Here is a 17,168-nt window from a genome sequence, read left to right as displayed (position 1 = left end):
ACTTGGGGGATGGGGCGCGAGCCGCTAGAATGCCCGTCCCCCAGACCCATCTTCACCCGCCTCCTGCAGGAGATGTCATGAGCGACCTGCTCGATGGCGCCAGTTTTGCCCTCACCGATGGGCATCAGCCCGCACCTCTCGTCACGCCCCCGACGGCGTCGTCGACGGTGCTGGCGCGCGTCAACGACACCGCACTCACCGAGATGCCGCAGGATCTGTACATCCCGCCTGAGGCACTGCGGGTCTTTCTCGAGACCTTCGAGGGGCCGCTGGATCTGCTGCTCTACCTCATCCGTCGTCAGAATCTCGATATCCTCGCCATCAATGTCGCGGCCATCACCCATCAGTACATCGAGTATGTCGAGCTGATGCATGCCATGCAGATCGACCTGGCCGGTGAATACCTGCTGATGGCCGCGATGCTGGCGGAGATCAAGTCGCGCAGCCTGCTGCCGCGCCAGCCGAAGGAGAGTGATGATGACGAGGAAGAGGATCCGCGCGCCGAGCTGATCCGTCGTCTGCAGGAATACGAGCAGACCAAGCTGGCCGCCGAAGGGCTGGATGAGATGCCGCGTCAGGGACGCGACTGGTTCGTGGCCACGGCAGACCTGCCCGAGCTCGAGACGCGCGTGGTGCACCCTGATGTCGACCTGTCGGAATTGCTCGGCGCGCTGTCCGGTCTCTTGCGTCAGGCGGACCTCGTCCAGGCGCACACCATCTCGCGTGAGGTGATGTCGACCCGCGAGCGCATGCTGGCGATCATGAATCTGTTGAGTCATGAGCACTTCACGCCCTTCGAGAAGCTGTTCACGCTCGAGGAAGGGCGTGCCGGCGTGGTGGTCAGCTTCATGGCGATTCTGGAGCTGGCCAAGGAGTCGATGATCGAGGTCGTCCAGAATGCGCCGCTGTCACCGATTCACGTGCGCGCGCGCACGCCGGAACCGGATCCCGAGGATGATGAGGACTGGCTGGCGCTGGAATTCGCCGACGAAGATGAGGTGGCGGCCGATCAGGGGGCGTTCGATGACGCAGCGTACGATGACGCAGCGTCCGATGAGGCGCAGACGTCACCTTCCATACCCCCATCCGACGAGCAGGAGAACGCGGCGTCATGAGTTTGCGCGATGTCCCGCTGGACCAGATCATCGAAGCGGCCCTGCTGGCCGCCGGCGAGCCGCTGACGCTAGAGCGCCTGGCCGGTCTGTTCGATGAGTATTCAAGCCCGACCAAGCCTGCGCTGCGCGAGGCATTGGGCAAGCTGGAAGCGCGTCACCCGGCTGACACAAGCGCGCTGGAGCTGATCGAGACCGCCAGTGGCTGGCGGCTGCGCGTTCGCCAGCAGTATTCCCCCTGGGTATCGCGGCTATGGGAAGAGCGTCCGCAACGTTATTCGCGCGCCTTGCTGGAGACCCTGGCGCTGGTGGCCTATCGTCAACCGGTGACCCGCGGTGATATCGAGCAGGTGCGTGGCGTGACGGTCAGCTCCTCGATCATGCGTACCCTGGTCGAGCGCGGCTGGGTGAGGGTGGTCGGCCACCGTGATGTGCCGGGGCGCCCGGCGGTCTTCGCCACCACGCGTCAGTTCCTCGATGACTTCGGGCTCAAGACGCTGGAAGAGCTGCCGCCGGTGCATGAACTGAAAGGCTTCGAAGGACTCGAACAGCTCGAGGCAGACCTGTATGATGTGCCGCCCTCTCAGACCTTGCCATTGCCGGATGACCCGGACGGCGAGGTGGAGGAGGCGCCGGCAGACGGCGCTGATGCGGGGACTGGACCAGAGCATGAGACAGCGCCTGAGTCAGCATCTGACGCAGAGGCAGAGTCAAAGACTGAGTCAGCTCTTGAGACAGGTCTTGAGACAGGTCTCGAGACCGACACTGGCACCCCGGTACCTGATGACTGGCAACCGCCGGACGTCACCGCCGAGCAGCTGGAAGAGGCGCTGAAGATGCGCGCACTCGACACCTCCGGCGCATCGGATGACACACCGAACACAGCAGTACCTTCCGCCTCACAGGCGGAAAATGATCACGCCGGGATGGCGTCCACCGGCTCGGGGTTCGACTTCGCCACACTCGAAGCGCGCCTCAGCCAACGTTTGCGCGGTGCAGACGAGGATGACGACGCTGCCGATGCGCAGCCGCACGACTCCTCCGCTGCCGGGACCGTCGATGATGACGACCCTGCGTAGGCGAAACTCCTATAGATGAAATGGTTCATGTCATGAGCAAGACAGACTCTGATAAGCGCAAGACCTCTCGCCCCGGCAGCAGCCAGGCAGGCAACAAGCAGGCTGGCGGCAAGCACGCCGGTGGCAAGGCCTTTGCGGACAAGAACGTCGCGGACAAAAGCGCGGCAGATTCCGCCGACAAGCGTGGCGAGCAGGCTCGCCCGACCCGTGATACCGGCAAGTCCACGCGCGGCAGCAAGGCCAATGTCGGCAAGAAGCCGGCCGCCGCCGCCGACGCGCCGGAACTGCGTCCGCTGCCGCCGCAGGCCAAGGGTGACAAGCTGGTCGAGGACGAGAAGCTGCAGAAAGTGCTGGCGCGCTCCGGTCTCGGCTCGCGCCGTGAGATGGAAGTCGCCATCAGCGCCGGTCGCGTCAAGGTCAACGGCAAGGTCGCCCAGCTGGGCGATCGCGTCGGCCCGCGTGACCAGGTCAGCCTCGATGATCGCCCGCAGAGCCTGAAGGGCGCCGAAGAGACGGCGCGTCGCGTCATCATGTACAACAAGCCGGAAGGCGAGCTGTGCACGCGCAAGGACCCGGAAGGCCGCCGCACCGTCTTCGAGCGTCTGCCGCGCCTGAAGGGCGAGCGCTGGATCGCGATCGGTCGTCTCGACATCAACACCAGCGGTCTGTTGCTGTTCACCACCGATGGCGAGCTGGCCAACCGTCTGATGCACCCGTCGACCCAGATCGAGCGTGAGTACGCCGTGCGTGTCATGGGGGAGGTCAAGCGCGAGCACGTCGTCAACATGGTCAATGGCGTGATGCTTGAAGATGGTCCGGCACGTTTCACCGATGTGCAGGAATTCGGTGGCGAAGGCATCAATAGCTGGTTCCACGTCGTGATCATGGAAGGCCGCAACCGTGAGGTTCGCCGTCTGTGGGACTCCCAGGGCCTGACCGTCAGCCGCCTGAAGCGCGTGCGCTACGGCAACATCTTCCTCGACAAGCGCGCTCGCGCCGGTGAGTGGGTGGAGATGGAGCAGAGCGAGATCGATGAACTGTCCACGCTGGCAGGTCTCGAGCATCGCAAGGCGCCGGCTCTGACGCCGGACGAGCAGAACCGCTGGAGCCGCGACAAGCAGAAGCGTCGTCCGGTGCGCGCCATGAAGAAGCCGCCGCAGCGGACGCGCAAGCCGCGCTGATGGCGTAGTCGGTGAGGACGGCAACATGTCGTCATTCACTGACATGGCATAAGCTCGTGGACATGCCACAAGCTCGTGCGACCTAAGTGGTAGCCCGCAAGCCCGCGCCCATCGCGGGCTTGCGGGTCTTTGTCTCAGGCACTGGCGCGGGCGTTTCGCGAGGTGCCAGCGGACAAGCTGGTCATTTACTTGAAGTTTTTTTGCAAAAGGCTTGCGTCGAAACGGGATCGGCGGTATCTTACGTCCCGCTTCGCAAGGGTCGTTAGCTCAGTGGTAGAGCAGTTGGCTTTTAACCAATTGGTCGAAGGTTCGAATCCCTCACGACCCACCATTCTCTGGAATGGTCTCTTGCAAAGCACCCGGCGGCGGGTCGTTAGCTCAGTGGTAGAGCAGTTGGCTTTTAACCAATTGGTCGAAGGTTCGAATCCCTCACGACCCACCAGATCTTGCCCCGTGCCTTCATTGGCGCGGGGCAATTTTTGTTACGCGAAAGGAAAGAGTCCGTTGCCCCAGGTCGACTGGAGCCGCGATCGCGCCAGGCGTATCCTTGTGGGCGAGCCAAGGCTCATGTCCGCTCAGTGCGGACGCCGCTGCGGGCGATAGACGCCCAAGGCACACGCCGCAGTCTGGGGAGCCCAGCTGCAGCGCTGGCAGGGCCGCCACGGGCCGTTCGTGTCCGGGCCGAGTCCTGACCCACTCAGCACAGGGGGAGCCCCTGTGGGCTAGGTGAGAGACACATGAACAGCCTGACTAATGCCATGCCGGGTCGTGAGGCCCACAATGCCGTCCGTGAGCAGGTGCGCGAGCATCTGGCCCGCGCTTACTGCCCGACGCGCCTCGCCGCCGAAGATGCCGCGCTGATCGACGAGATCAAGCAGCTGCTCATCGAGCGAGATGCCGCACTGGTCGCGCATTACTACTGCGACGACGCCATCCAGCAGCTGGCCGAGGAAACCGGCGGCTGCGTCGCGGACTCCCTCGAGATGGCGCGTTTCGGCGCTCGCCATGACGCCTCGACGCTGATCGTCGCCGGGGTGCGCTTCATGGGCGAGACCTCCAAGATCCTGTCGCCGGAGAAGCGCGTGCTGATGCCGACGCTGGAGGCGACCTGCTCGCTGGACCTCGGCTGCCCGGAAGACGAGTTCGCGGCCTTCTGTGATGCGCATCCCGACCGCACCGTGGTGGTGTACGCCAACACCTCGGCGGCCGTGAAGGCGCGCGCCGACTGGGTGGTGACCTCCTCGATCGCCGTCGATGTCATCGAGCACCTGCACGCCCGGGGCGAGAAGCTGATCTGGGCGCCGGATAAGCATCTGGGCGCTTACGTGCAGAAGCAGACCGGTGCCGACATGCTGCTGTGGGACGGCGCCTGCATCGTCCACGACGAGTTCCGCGCCCAGGGCATCAGTGACCTGCTCAAGGTCTACCCGGACGCCGCAGTGCTGGTGCACCCGGAATCACCGCAGTCAGTGGTCGAGCTGGCCGATGTGGTCGGTTCTACCTCGCAGCTGATCAAGGCCGCCGTCGAGCTCGACAACCAGCAACTGATCGTCGCGACCGATCGAGGCATCTTCTTCAAGATGCAGCAGGCCGCGCCGCACAAGCAGCTGTACGAGGCGCCGACCGCCGGCAATGGCGCGACCTGCAAGAGCTGCGCGCATTGCCCGTGGATGGCGATGAACGGCCTGGAGAATCTGGCCGCCGTGCTGCGTCGCGATCCGTCGGAAGCGAATGCCGAGGAAGTCTTCGTCGATGATGGCCTGCGTGAGCGCGCCCTGAAGCCGTTGACGCGGATGCTGGAATTCAATCGCGGCTGAGCGCTGACGCTGATCGCGACCGTCTGATGTCTGCATGAACCAGAACCGCCGCTCCCGATTCCTCGGGGCGGCGGTTTTTGTTTACCTGGTGCAGCGATAGGGAAGGTGCCTCAGAACTCCTCGATGGCGTTGCGATAGCGCTTGAAGTCCTCCCGGCGTGAACTGATACGGTTGGCCATGCTGAAGTCGCCGTTCTTGCGCGCGGCCTCGTCGGCCAGCTTGAGCTGCGCGAAGGCCTTGTCCATGCGCCCCTCCAGCTGGTCGAATTCGGCGCGATACAGGAAGGCTTCGGCGGTGTGGCCGCTGCGGCCACTGGCTTCGGCGGCCAGGCTCCATACCTTGGGATCATCGGGATGATCGCGGCGCATGTCCTCCAGCTGCTGGCGCGCAGCGGCGGGGTCCTGTTGCAGCGCGACTTCCGCCATGGCCAGTCGCGTCGGCAGATAGTCGGGTTGCAGGCGCAGCAGGCGTCTGGCGCGCCGGGTCGCCTCCTCATAACGCCGGGCATCCCGCGCGACCTCGACCGCACTGGCGCTGATCAGGGTCAGGTCAGGATGCTTGTCGTGCAGGCGGTCCAGCGCGGCCAGCGCCTTGTCGACCTGGTTGTGCTCCGCCGCGGCCAGCGCCTGATAGTAGGCAATCGCGTCGGGGTCGGGGTTGTCTTCGCGCAGTGTCGTCAGTCCCTGCTCGGGTTGGCGCAGGTTGAGCGCCAGCAGGGCGCGGGCACGGATCATCGCGTAGGCAAGCTGCGCGAGCGGGTCCGGTGTCACCTTCTGCATGGCGTCGGCGCGGGCCTGGGTATCGCCGATACGCGCCTCCGTCACCGGGTGCGTGAGCAGAAATTCCGGGGCATTGCCGCCCTGCAGGCTGGCCATGCGTTGCATGGCGCGGAACATGCGCGGCATGGCTTCGGGGTCGAAGCCGGCGCGTGACAGCGCATCGATGCCGACGCGGTCAGCCTCCTGCTCGAAGCGGCGCGAATAGGCCAGCTGATCGGAAATGGCAGCGGCCTGGGTGCCGGCCATGGTCGCGATGCCCGCTGAGCCACCACCGCCCGCCGCGATCACCATGCCGGCGAGGAAGCCGGCCAGCGTCGGCAGGCGTGTCTCGGCCTGGCGCTCCATGTTGCGCGCGAAGTGATGCTGGGAGAGGTGCCCCAGCTCGTGGGCGAGCACCGATGCGAAGGCATCGCGGTCCGGCGCGAAGGCGAACAGTCCCGTATTGACGCCGACCACGCCGCCGGGCACGGCGAAGGCATTCAGCTGGCTGCTGGCGACCAGAGTAATGATGAAATTGCGGTCATCCAGCTCGCTCCACGGTGCCAGTTGACGCACGATGCTACCGATCCAGTCCAGAGTGATGGGATCATCCCATTCACGCACATGGGCGCGGAACTGACGCAGCCAGGCGCGACCGATACGATATTCATCATTGCTGGAGATGCCGCCGCTCGCACTCCCCAGGTCCGGCAGTCCATAGTCGTTGTGGGACGCGGCTGGCGCACTGGCGACCGGTGCGCCCATCAGCAACAGGCCGAGCAGGGCGCTCGACAGGGTGGCAAGCCCGCGGCGTCCGATGCGGATGCGTCCGCTCAAGGGGGGCAGCAACGACATGCAGGCAATCCTCTTCGATATGGCGCAAGGTGCGGTCGGCCCACAGGATTGCCGGGCGCCGCACTGGCGTTGGCGGCCCTGCGTAAGGCCGGGCAAGACGCAGCCGCGCAGGGCGGAAAGTTGCTTTGTCAGGCAAGGTGCCCTTAAATCGGGGCGTTTTCAAGTTGCACCCTCCATGGCGTGCGGCAGAACATCATAACGAGAACGGAAGGGCAGATGGCATTCGAACGACCTGGCGCTGAGACTGCGAATCCGATGGCTGACTCCACGGCCGATACCCACCTGCAGACGCTGGATGCGCGCGGCCTGCACTGTCCGTTGCCGCTGCTGCGCACCAAGCTCAAACTGGCTGGCATGAGTGCCGGCGAGCAACTCGAGGTCCTCGCCAGCGACGCCGGCGCCTGGGGCGACATTCCTGCCTATCTGGCGCTGAGCGATCACGCGCTGGTCTCGCGGGAAGAGACGCCAGAGGGCGATTATTGCTTCGTGATCAAGGCGCTGTGCGAGGAAGATCCGTCATGACCATGAAGACGTTGTTGCGTGGCTGGATCGAGCGCTATTTCTCCGACGAGGAGGCGGTGGTGCTGTTTCTGGTGCTGGTGCTGGTGTTCGCCGCCGTCATTCTGCTCGGCAGCATGCTGGCGCCATTCTTCACCGCCCTGATCGTCGCCTTCCTGCTGCAGAGCGGCGTGAGCTGGATGGAGCGCCGTGGCCTGCCACGCCTGGCGGCGGTCAGCCTGATGACGCTGGTGTTCATGGGCATCATGCTGGCCAGTGCGCTGATCCTGCTGCCACTGGTCTGGCATCAGCTGGCCAATCTGATCCAGGAGATTCCCGGCATGTTCGCCTCCGGGCAGCGCTGGCTGGGCGAGCTTCAGGAGCGCTTCCCCGGCCTGATCACCCCGGAGCAGGTCCAGCAGTGGGTCGGCGCCGCCGGACGAGAGCTGACCCAGTTCGGGCAGCGCGCGGTATCGCTGTCGCTGGCGTCGCTGGGCAACCTGATGGGCGTGGTGATCTACCTGGTGCTGGTACCGATCCTGGTGTTCTTCATGCTCAAGGACCGCGAGCGGCTGGTGGACTTCACGCTGGCGCTGTTGCCGCGCAAGCGCCTGCTGATGAGTCGGGTCTGGAACGAGATGGATGACCAGATCGCCAACTTCGTGCGCGGCAAGGTGATCGAGATCGTCATCGTCGGCGGCGTCAGCTACGTCACCTTCGTCGCCTTCGGGCTGCCGTATTCGGCGCTGCTGGCGATCGTGGTCGGCTTCTCGGTGCTGATTCCCTACATCGGCGCGGCAGGGGCGACCTTGCCGGTCGCTGCCGTCGCCGGGTTCCATTACGGGCTGGGCGATACCTTCATGTACGTGATGATCGCCTATGGCATCATCCAGGCCCTGGATGGCAACGTGCTGGTGCCGCTGCTGTTCTCTGAAGCGGTCAATCTGCATCCGGTGGCGATCATCCTCGCGGTGCTGTTCTTCGGCGGTATCTGGGGCTTCTGGGGGGTGTTCTTCGCCATCCCGCTGGCGACCCTGATGAAGTCGCTGCTCTACGCCTGGCCGCGCCGGGCGCGCGCCGAGGAGAATCGGGTCGCGGACAAGAGCGCCTGATCGAAAAAGCCCCGCCAATCGGCGGGGCTTTTTCATGGCTGAGGCGGCTGGCACACAGGCGCTCTCTACCCAACTGCTTCCAACCAAGCTGCTGTCACTCGAGCTGCTGCCATTCGAGACTGGCGGTCAGCGGGCAGCGTTGAGCTCGCGGGCGGCTTCCAGCACCTCCTCGACGTGGCCCTTGACCTTCACGCCACGCCATTCGCGCGCCAGATTGCCGTCGGCGTCGATCAGGAAGGTGGAGCGCACCACGCCGAGACTTTCCTTGCCCATGAATTTCTTCATGTGAATGACGTCAAAGATCTTGCACAGGGTCTCGTCCGGGTCGCTGATCAGCTCGAACGGGTAGCCCTGTTTTGCGCGGAAGTTCTCGTGGGTGCGCAGGCTGTCGCGGGAAACGCCGAGGATCACGGTGTTGGCCGCATCGAATTCCTCGAGGTTGTCGCGGAAGTCACCGCCTTCGGTGGTGCAGCCCGGCGTGTGGTCCTTCGGGTAGAAATAGATGACGGCTTGCTTGCCCTTGAGGCTGGCCGGAGTGACTTCGGTGTCACTGGTGGCCTGGGCGGTAAAGTCGGGAATTGGCTGACCGAGGCTGACGCTCATCGTGCTCTCCTGGCGATGACTGACGGCCATGTGGCGGCTGACAGTCAAGAATGATGAAAAAAACCGGCAGTGATGGGCATCGCGCTTGCCCGCTTCTGCGGTGTGTCCTGCATTACACGCAGGGCGTCCTGACTTGTCAAAGACAGGGCAGAACTCTTGTGTTTCACCGTCTTGGCGACCGGCGCCATCGCGCCCATCCGGCGTGCATCCGTCCTGCGGACAGGCGAGGGAATCCACCGCTTTGCACAACCGGTGCAGATGGCGTCTGTACAGGCTTCGATGGTCTTTGTAACATCATCACCCTTGACGCGACTCGCGTGTCGGCGTGCCCACGCAATCAGAGTCCTGCGTCAACCAATTTATGTCAGATGTCTGTCCCCGGAATCTGTTGTTTCAACAGCGCAGGGACACGCCTGGCGCATCAGGCACCAGAGGAGAATTCGAGGGATGATCACAGGTAGCATTGTCGCACTGGCGACCCCGATGAAGGCCACCGGCGAGATCGACTGGGACGCCCTGCGCCAGCTGGTCGCCTTCCACCTCGAAAATGGCACCGATGCCATCGTCGCCGCCGGCACTACCGGCGAGCCGACCACCATGTCCTTCGCGGAGCACTTCGATGTCATCCGCTGTGTGGTCGAGACGGTCGCCGGCAAGATTCCGGTCATCGCCGGCACGGGCGCCAACGCCACTTCCGAAGCGGTCGAACTGGCGCGCTACGCCAAGGAAGTCGGTGCGGATTACTGCCTCTCCGTGGCGCCGTACTACAACAAGCCGACCCAGGAAGGGCTCTACCAGCACTTCAAGGCCGTCGCCGAGCAGGCCGGTATTCCGGTCATTCTCTACAACGTGCCGGGCCGTACCTGTTCCGATATCTACAACGAGACGGTCTTCCGCCTCGCCGAACTCGACAACATCGTCGGCCTCAAGGATGCCACCGGCAACCTGGAGCGCGGTCAGGAACTGATCGACCGCCTCAAGGGCACCGACTTCGCGCTCTACTCCGGCGATGACCCCACCGCCTGCGATTTCATCCTGATGGGCGGTCACGGCGATATCTCCGTGACGGCCAACGTCGCGCCGCGCCTGATGCACGAGATGTGTGAAGCCGCCGTGGCCGGCGATGCCGAACGCGCCCACCAGATCAACACGCGCCTGATGCCGCTGCACTCCGCGATGGGCGTCGAGTCCAACCCGATCCCGGTCAAGTTCGCCATGCACCGCATGGGCCTGTCGCCGGAGTCCGGCGTGCGTCTGCCGCTGACCTGGCTGTCCGAGCAGTATCACTCCACGGTCGAGGAAGCACTGCAACTGGCCGAGGTGCTCAACTAATGAGTCAGCGTTTCGTACCACTGGCCCTGCTGACGGCGCTCGCGGTCGCAGGCTGTTCCAGTGATGGCTACTACTACGATCGCAACAGCGAGTATGCCGATGCCAGCATCGCGCCGCCGCTGGAGCTGCCGGACACGATCAATCGTGGTGATTATCAGGATTCCATGCCGGTGCCGCAGGCCAGCAGTGACTTCCTGGCCAGCGACGACTTCGAGGCACCGCGTCCCCAGCCACTGGCGACCAGCGAGCAGGGTGGGCGTGAGTTCGTCGCCATGCGTCAGAGCGGTGACGCCCGCTGGCTGGCCGTGAACGCCGCGCCGGCGGCGGTATGGACGCGTCTGCAGTCCTTCGTGCGCGATCAGGGCCTCGATGTGCAGAGCATCGATGCCGGCAAGGGCGAGATCACCACGGCCCAGGGCATCATCAGCGTCAGCCAGGGGCTGCGTGCCGATGCCTCCGAAGTGCGTTGTCAGCAGGGCGGCGATGTCGCCGGCAGCTGCCTGAACGCGCTGAGCGGCTATCTGGCCGCGTCTTCCGCCGATAGCGGTGTCTCGCTGGCAGCCCAGTCGCTCAGTCGTGATGACCGCGTGCGCCTGGAAGGCCGCGATGGCACCTGGCAGGTCGATCTGGCGCTGGATACCGAGCGCAGCTGGGCCGAGCTGCTCTATCAGCTGCAGAAGAACTTCAACACCGACTACCAGACGCTGACCGATCAGGACCGCTCGCGTGGCGAGTTCATGGTCGATTACATCCCGCGTGAAGAGCGTGATGGCGGTTGGTTGGGTATCGGCGGCGATGGTGACCCGGTGCCGATGGTACTCAAGCTGCGCGCCGAGAATGACCACACCCTGGTCACGGCGACCCGTGCCGATGGTGAAGAGACCACGCCGGCACTGGCGCGTGAGCTGCTCGACGCCGTGGCGTCGACACTGCGCTGAGCATGTGGCTCGACACGCCTTGCGCCGCCTCATCTGACGACTCGTCGGGTGAGGCGGCCGCGTCGTTTCAGATCCCCCTCCCGGTGGCAGGCAGTGGGACGCTGGCGGCTGGCCTGACGGCCGCCCGTGGGTCGAGTGACGGCGCTCAAGGCGTGATGGCGATGGCTTCGCTGGGCAGCGGCAGCAAGGGCAACGGCACCTTGATCCGCACCCGCGAGGCACTGGTGCTGGTCGATTGCGGCTTCACCCTCAAGGAGACCGAGGCCCGTCTGGCGCGCCTTGGCGTGCATCCCTCGCAGCTGGACGCCGTGCTGGTCACCCATGAACATGGTGATCACCTGAGCGGCGTGGGGCCATTGGCGCGTCGCCACGCTGTGCCGGTGCATCTGACCACCGGCACCTGGCTTGCCGGGCGCGCGAAGAAGCTGGGCACGCTGCCGAGTCGCCATCTGATCACGCCGCAGCAGGAATTCGCGATCAAGGATCTCGAGATTCTGCCGGTCACGGTGCCCCACGATGCGCGCGAGCCGGTGCAGTTCGTGTTCAGTCGACGTGGCGAGACGGCCACGCGGCGTCTGGGCGTGCTGACCGATCTCGGTCACGTCAGCGAGCACGTGCTGAGCTGCTTTGCCGACTGCGATGGTCTGGTGCTGGAGTTCAACCACGACCCGCAGATGCTGGCCAGCGGGCCGTATCCGCCCAGCCTCAAACGGCGGGTCGGGGGGCGGCTCGGCCATCTGGCCAATGCCCAGGCATGCGCCGCCTTGCCCCATCTGGGGCTGTCGCGCCTGCAGCGGCTGGTGGCCTCGCACCTGTCGGAGAGCAACAACCATCCGTCCTTGGCCCGGGAGGCACTGGCCCCCTGGCTTGCGGATGACGATAGTCGCCTGATCATCGCCGCGCAGGACAGCGGCTTTGGCTGGCAGGCCATCGCCTGATATTCATGACGCCCGGTCGCTTCGCGATCGGGCGTTTGTGATTCTGGATGAGCTGACCAGATGGACAGCTCTCGAATCACGCCATACACCAACGCCACGGTCCTTCTCGACTGGGCGTGACAGACTCAAGCGTGATCGATTCATCGTCGACCGCCTCAACACTCGACGCGTCTAGCGTCATCAGGGGGAATCTCATGGAAAAGCGTGAAGAGCTCTACGCTGGCAAGGCCAAATCCGTCTTCGTCACTGACGACCCGGATCTTCTGCTGCTGGAATTCCGCGACGATACCAGCGCCTTCGACGGCAAGCGTATCGAGCAGCTGGATCGCAAGGGCATGGTCAACAACAAGTTCAATGCCTTCATCATGGAGAAACTCAAGGCGGCCGGTATTCCGACCCACTTCGAGCGTCTGGTCAGCGACAACGAGTGTCTGGTCAAGCGTCTCGACATGATGGCGGTGGAGTGCGTGGTGCGTAACATCTCCGCCGGCTCACTGGTGCGTCGTCTGGGTGTCGAGGAAGGCATCGAGCTCAATCCGCCGACCTTCGAGCTGTTCCTCAAGAACGACGAGAAGGGCGACCCGATGATCAACGAGTCGCTGGTCGAGACCTTCGGCTGGGCAGAGCCCAAGCACCTGGCGCGCGCCAAGGAACTGACCTTCCAGGTCAACGATATCCTCAAGCAGCTGTTCCTCGACGGCGGCATCCTGCTGGTCGACTACAAGCTCGAGTTCGGCGTCTTCAAGGGTGAAGTCGTGCTGGGTGACGAATTCTCGCCGGACGGCTGCCGCCTGTGGGATGCCGAAACGCGCGAGAAGCTCGACAAGGACCGCTTCCGTCAGGGCCTGGGCGGCGTGATTGAAGCCTACGAGGAAGTCGGTCGCCGTATCGGTATCGATTTCTCGGCCTGAGCCTGAATCCGAGGCCAGGTCTGAGGTGATGCACTGACGCTCTGACGTCACAGATAGCGCATCAAGGAACGGCCCCCTGCCAATGGCAGGGGGCCGTTCCTGTTTGGCAGGCGCCAAGTGTCTGGCCGGGAACGTAGCTGTGAGGAAAGCGGCGTGGCGCTTCAGGAGGCGCGCAGGCTGGCCAGGTCGATCACCTGGCGGGCGACAGCCGCGAGGGCGTGGTCCTGGCCTTCGTCATCCAGGCTGCCATCCTCGTGGAAGGCGCTGGCGGCACGCGAGACCGCGATCTGCTGGGGCGCGACCAGCATGCCGAGGTTGTTCAGGTACAGGCGCACGAAGGGCAGCGCCCGCATGCCGCCCATGGCACCGGGTGAGGCCGAGACGATGCCGACCGGCATGCCGCGCAGGGCGTCCATGCCGCTCTGGCCATCCGCCGCCGGGCGTGACAGCCAGTCGAAGGTGTTCTTGAGCAGCGGGCTGAAGAAGCCGTTGTACTCCGGCGTCGCCAGCAGCAGCCCCTGATGGCTGGCCAGCATCTCCTGCAGGCGGTCGGCGCTGGCGGGACGGCCATTGGCCTCTTCGCTGTCGCCATCGTAGAGCGGCATCGGGAAGTCGTTGAGGTCGAGCAGACTGACCTCGGCACCTTCCTGTCGGGCGTGGTGTGCCAGGCGCTCGATCAGGCGTCGATTGACGGAGGCCTTGCGGGTACTGGCGGCAAAGGCAAGCAGACGGATACTCATGCGGCGGACTCCCGGTGAAACGAGTGGAGATGAAGGAACGCACGCCCAGTATGGTCGGGTCTCGTGACGGTTTGCCAATCCAATCTGGCATTGTCTTGATCTGGCGCGCGCAATCCTTCGATCCGCTTCATGCAAGGCGTTGACCCCACTGCGCAAGGCGCTGCTCTGACCCGCGCAGGGGCTTGTTCAGACGGCCACGATGGCCGCGACCTCCATCGTCAAGGAGCCATCGGGTTGCGTGCGGGCCGTGAAGCGCACATCCACGTCCACCAGCCGCACGCCATACTGGCGCTTGCCGTCGGCGGGCCTGGCGGCGTGATAGGCGGGGCGCGGGTCCTGGGCGAGCACTTCCTCGATCAGTGCGCGCAGCGTGGCGCTGTCAGCCCGGGCCGCCAGTGTCTGCTCGGCCTGTGCGCTGAAGACGACGCTGTGACGCGGCGGCGACGCAGGCGCATAGCCGGCACGTGCCTGGGGCACGGCATCGACCCACGGCAGATACGGCTTGATGTCCATCACCGGCGTGCCATCGAGCAGGTCATGGCCGCGCAGCAGCAGGCGCACGCCGTTGCGCTTGCCCGACTGCCCGCCATCCGGCGTGGCGTTGACCGCCGTCTCGACGCCTGCCAGTTCGACCACCGACTGCCCCAGCCGGTTGGGGCGGTGGGTGCTGCGTGAGGCGAAGACGCCGGTGCGCGCATTGCCCCCCAGGCGCGGCGGGCGGATCAAGGGCGTCCAGCGTGTGGGGCTGGCGTGGAACAGGAAATGGACCCACAGATGGCTGAAACCCTCGATGTCGCGCACGCAGTCCGGGTCATCGAAGGGCGGCAGCAGATGCAGGATGGCGGTGGCGTGGCGCGCCAGCCCCGGCTGGCGGGGAATGCCGAACTTGTCCGGGTAGCAGCTTTCGATGATGCCCACCGGCTGCATGGCCTGTTGCCCCAGCGCCGCGGCCTGCTCACGCAGATGAGGGGGCAGCAGCGGCAGGCGTCTGGCCAGTGCGGCATCGCTCATCGGGCGCTCGGCCGTGTCGGCGGTCGAGTGGGGGCTGGCGGGCTGATCGGAAGAGGACATGGCAGGACCGTGGCAGAGGCTGAAGTGATGATGGCGCAGAATGTCGTGTGACATTCCAGGCCGCCATGATGCCATGCCTGTCGTCGCACGGCATGACTGGTCTCACTGGGTCGGCTTGTGTAGTCTGCCGCGAGAGCAGCGCCGCATGGCGCTGAATCGTGATGCTGGCGACGGGGCGTGAATGCCCCGCGCGACTCTTGAGGGCAATTTTGATCATGTCAGACCCTATCGCCATTGCCGCTGCCGATGGCCTGCCGTCGACACTGGACCTCGACCGCCTTGCACTGGCGAGCCAACAGCTGATCGAGGCTGGTCAGGCGCTGGACGCTGCCGGGCAGGTGCCGGCCACCGGTGGCAACTTCTCCTGTCGTCTCAGCGATCGCCTGATGGCGGTCACCGCCTCGGGCTGCCACAAGGGCCGCCTGACCAGTGGCGACATTCTGGTCAGCGATTTTGCCGTTAGGCTGCAGGGCACCTCCCGAAAGGCCTCTGACGAGGCGCGCCTGCATGGTCAGCTCTACGAAGACCTGCCCCACGCCCAGGCGATACTGCATACCCACTCCAGGGCTGCCACCGTGCTGTCGCTGTGCCATGAGGGCGACACCCTGAGCCTGGAGGGCTTCGAGCTCAACAAGGCGCTGGAAGGCGTCAAGAGTCATGAGACGGCGGTACGTCTGGCCGTCTTCGACAATACTCAGGATATTGATGCGCTGGCGCTGGACGTGCGTGCTCGCCTGGCCGCTGATGACAACCTGTACGGCTACCTGATCCGCGGCCATGGCCTCTACACCTGGGCCAGCAGCATGACGGCCTGTCGCCGCCATATCGAGGCGCTCGACTTCCTGATGGGTTGTGAACTGGAACTGAGGAGACAGCGATGAGCTTTCTGGCCATCTATGCCGAGCAGGACGCCTCGCGTCCGCAGTTGATCACCAATGATGGCGCGCAGATCGCCAGCGAACTCGAGGCCGAAGGCATTCGCTTCGAGCGCTGGACGGCGGGCTGCGAGATGAGTGATCCCACCGACCAGACGCAGGTGCTGGCGGCCTACGCCGACGATGTCGCGCGCCTCAAGTCCGAGAACGGCTTCGTGACCGCCGACGTGATCGGCCTGACGCCGGATCACCCTGACCGCGACACCCTGCGCGGCAAGTTCCTCGATGAGCACCGCCATGCAGAGCATGAGGTGCGCTTCTTCGTGCGTGGCAGCGGTATCTTCTATCTGCATCTGGGCGAGCGCGTGCTGGCGGTCGGTTGCGAGAAGGATGACCTGATCGCCGTGCCCGCCGGCACGCCGCACTGGTTCGACATGGGGCCGACACCGGACTTCACCGCCATCCGTCTGTTCACCAATCCCGAAGGCTGGATCGCCAACTTCACCGACAATGACATCGCCGTCCGCTTCCCGCGTCATGAAGCGCTGGCCGAGCATTTCACCCAGTCCGCCGCCCCGCATTCCCAGGAGTCCGCATGATTCGCGCCATCGTCACCGACATCGAGGGCACGACCGGCTCGATTCGCTTCGTGCATCAGGTGCTGTTCCCCTATGCGCGCGCCAACCTGGGCGATTTCGTGCGCGCCAATGCCGAGCGTGAGGACGTCGCCGAGCAGCTAGTCGTCACCCGTGAGCTGGCCGAGGCGCCGAAGGCCGATCTCGAGGCCGTGATCGCCATTCTGGAAGGCTGGATCGACGCCGACCGCAAGGCCACGCCGCTCAAGGCGCTGCAGGGCATGGTCTGGGCACAGGGTTACGCGGACGGCGACTTCACCGGCCATGTCTATCCCGATGCCGTGAAGGGATTGCGTGACTGGAAGGAACGCGGACTGTCCTTGTATGTCTACTCTTCAGGCTCCATCCAGGCCCAGAAGCTGCTGTTCGGGCATTCCGATGTCGGCGATCTGACTCCGCTGTTTGCCGGCTACTTCGACACCACCACGGGCCCCAAGCAGGAAGCCGAGAGCTATCGCCGCATTGCCGGTCAGCTGGGCATCCCGGGCGCGGAGATCCTGTTCCTGTCGGATGTCGTCGCCGAGCTGGACGCTGCCGCTGCCGCCGGCTTCCATACCTGGCAGCTGGTGCGGGAGCCGGACATGGTCACGGGCGATCACCCCCGGGCCAGCCGCTTCGATGAGGTTTCCTTCAGCGGTTGAGCGGGACGCTTCAGTGACAGGTGTCTGCCATGAGCCTGTCAGGTTTTCCATGATTACATCGTCCTCGTTCGA

Annotated in this window: 16 protein-coding genes, 2 tRNA genes and 1 pseudogene; 15 read left to right on the top strand and 4 right to left on the bottom strand. The window is 64.8% G+C overall.

Translation table 11 applies throughout. From position 1 onward, the window contains the following. The first annotated feature begins 77 nt into the window (after positions 1–77). The 6 genes and pseudogenes from CDPAHKCJ_RS13220 (at position 78) to nadA (ending at position 5,189) form a co-directional block, all read left to right on the top strand. Entirely contained in the window at positions 78–1,115 is a 1,038-nt protein-coding gene (locus tag CDPAHKCJ_RS13220) for a ScpA family protein (RefSeq protein ID WP_166020210.1), read from the top strand. Further along, a pseudogene (scpB, locus tag CDPAHKCJ_RS13440) lies at positions 1,112–1,639 on the top strand (SMC-Scp complex subunit ScpB); the annotation flags it as partial. The gene CDPAHKCJ_RS13220 and the pseudogene scpB, both read left to right, overlap by 4 nt. Before the next feature lie 872 nt (positions 1,640–2,511). Beyond that, complete coding sequence (rluB, locus tag CDPAHKCJ_RS13210) at positions 2,512–3,372, top strand: 23S rRNA pseudouridine(2605) synthase RluB (RefSeq protein WP_043336411.1); 861 nt, start codon at positions 2,512–2,514, stop codon at positions 3,370–3,372. Between the two features lie 256 nt (positions 3,373–3,628). Beyond that, a tRNA-Lys gene (locus CDPAHKCJ_RS13205) sits at positions 3,629–3,703 on the top strand. Between the two features lie 36 nt (positions 3,704–3,739). Beyond that, positions 3,740–3,814: transfer RNA gene (locus CDPAHKCJ_RS13200), tRNA-Lys, on the top strand. Between the two features lie 316 nt (positions 3,815–4,130). Next, positions 4,131–5,189 carry a quinolinate synthase NadA gene (gene nadA / locus CDPAHKCJ_RS13195; RefSeq protein WP_166020244.1) on the top strand — a complete coding sequence of 353 codons (1,059 nt, stop codon included), beginning with the start codon at positions 4,131–4,133 and terminating at the stop codon, positions 5,187–5,189. A gap of 110 nt (positions 5,190–5,299) precedes the next feature. On the opposite strand, the gene CDPAHKCJ_RS13190 is transcribed toward nadA, so the two are convergent. After that, positions 5,300–6,802 (bottom strand): M48 family metalloprotease, encoded by a 1,503-nt coding sequence (locus CDPAHKCJ_RS13190; protein ID WP_166020206.1) that lies wholly within the window; start codon positions 6,800–6,802, stop codon positions 5,300–5,302. A 255-nt stretch (positions 6,803–7,057) separates the two neighbouring features. On the opposite strand from CDPAHKCJ_RS13190, the gene CDPAHKCJ_RS13185 reads away from it, so the two are divergent. Together CDPAHKCJ_RS13185 and CDPAHKCJ_RS13180 are read left to right on the top strand one after the other, a co-directional pair. Next, positions 7,058–7,324, top strand: coding sequence for a sulfurtransferase TusA family protein (locus CDPAHKCJ_RS13185; protein WP_166020204.1), 267 nt, complete (start codon positions 7,058–7,060; stop codon positions 7,322–7,324). Beyond that, complete coding sequence (locus tag CDPAHKCJ_RS13180) at positions 7,321–8,412, top strand: AI-2E family transporter (RefSeq protein WP_043336373.1); 1,092 nt, start codon at positions 7,321–7,323, stop codon at positions 8,410–8,412. The genes CDPAHKCJ_RS13185 and CDPAHKCJ_RS13180 overlap by 4 nt, the downstream gene beginning before the upstream one ends. A gap of 126 nt (positions 8,413–8,538) precedes the next feature. On the opposite strand, the gene CDPAHKCJ_RS13175 is transcribed toward CDPAHKCJ_RS13180, so the two are convergent. Continuing rightward, positions 8,539–9,015: a peroxiredoxin gene (locus CDPAHKCJ_RS13175; protein WP_166020202.1), complete on the bottom strand. Its 477-nt coding sequence runs from the start codon at positions 9,013–9,015 to the stop codon at positions 8,539–8,541. 447 nt (positions 9,016–9,462) lie between these two features. On the opposite strand from CDPAHKCJ_RS13175, the gene dapA reads away from it, so the two are divergent. The 4 genes from dapA (at position 9,463) to purC (ending at position 13,134) form a co-directional block, all read left to right on the top strand. Then, the gene (dapA, locus tag CDPAHKCJ_RS13170; protein ID WP_043336386.1) at positions 9,463–10,347 is read left to right on the top strand and encodes a 4-hydroxy-tetrahydrodipicolinate synthase; all 885 of its coding nucleotides are present in this window, start codon (positions 9,463–9,465) and stop codon (positions 10,345–10,347) included. Continuing rightward, positions 10,347–11,285 (top strand): hypothetical protein, encoded by a 939-nt coding sequence (locus tag CDPAHKCJ_RS13165; RefSeq protein WP_054556839.1) that lies wholly within the window; start codon positions 10,347–10,349, stop codon positions 11,283–11,285. Before dapA ends, CDPAHKCJ_RS13165 begins: the two co-directional genes overlap by 1 nt. Positions 11,286–11,440: 155 nt before the next feature. Then, positions 11,441–12,223: an MBL fold metallo-hydrolase gene (locus CDPAHKCJ_RS13160; protein ID WP_166020199.1), complete on the top strand. Its 783-nt coding sequence runs from the start codon at positions 11,441–11,443 to the stop codon at positions 12,221–12,223. 194 nt (positions 12,224–12,417) lie between these two features. After that, the gene (gene purC / locus CDPAHKCJ_RS13155) at positions 12,418–13,134 is read left to right on the top strand and encodes a phosphoribosylaminoimidazolesuccinocarboxamide synthase (RefSeq protein WP_043333774.1); all 717 of its coding nucleotides are present in this window, start codon (positions 12,418–12,420) and stop codon (positions 13,132–13,134) included. Between the two features lie 161 nt (positions 13,135–13,295). Here the strand turns inward: purC and CDPAHKCJ_RS13150 are convergent, their stop codons facing one another. Then, a complete protein-coding gene (locus CDPAHKCJ_RS13150; RefSeq protein WP_043333775.1) occupies positions 13,296–13,874 on the bottom strand; it encodes an NAD(P)H-dependent oxidoreductase in 579 nt (192 codons plus the stop codon). A gap of 186 nt (positions 13,875–14,060) precedes the next feature. Then, positions 14,061–14,801, bottom strand: a complete 741-nt coding sequence (tsaA, locus tag CDPAHKCJ_RS13145) for a tRNA (N6-threonylcarbamoyladenosine(37)-N6)-methyltransferase TrmO (protein WP_166020243.1) — start codon at positions 14,799–14,801, stop codon at positions 14,061–14,063. Positions 14,802–15,160: 359 nt separating this feature from the next. On the opposite strand from tsaA, the gene CDPAHKCJ_RS13140 reads away from it, so the two are divergent. Genes CDPAHKCJ_RS13140 through mtnC form a run of 3 tightly spaced genes read left to right on the top strand, consistent with a single transcriptional unit; the run spans position 15,161 to position 17,096 of the window. Beyond that, entirely contained in the window at positions 15,161–15,826 is a 666-nt protein-coding gene (locus CDPAHKCJ_RS13140; protein ID WP_166020197.1) for a methylthioribulose 1-phosphate dehydratase, read from the top strand. After that, entirely contained in the window at positions 15,823–16,419 is a 597-nt protein-coding gene (locus CDPAHKCJ_RS13135) for a cupin (RefSeq protein WP_166020195.1), read from the top strand. Before CDPAHKCJ_RS13140 ends, CDPAHKCJ_RS13135 begins: the two co-directional genes overlap by 4 nt. Then, a complete protein-coding gene (mtnC, locus tag CDPAHKCJ_RS13130) occupies positions 16,416–17,096 on the top strand; it encodes an acireductone synthase (protein ID WP_166020193.1) in 681 nt (226 codons plus the stop codon). The genes CDPAHKCJ_RS13135 and mtnC overlap by 4 nt, the downstream gene beginning before the upstream one ends. The last annotated feature ends 72 nt before the right edge of the window (positions 17,097–17,168 follow it).

Origin of the sequence: Cobetia sp. MB87 (assembly GCF_011319755.1) — a bacterium.
Lineage (GTDB): Bacteria > Pseudomonadota > Gammaproteobacteria > Pseudomonadales > Halomonadaceae > Cobetia.
This window is presented reverse-complemented; position numbering and strand designations above follow the sequence as displayed.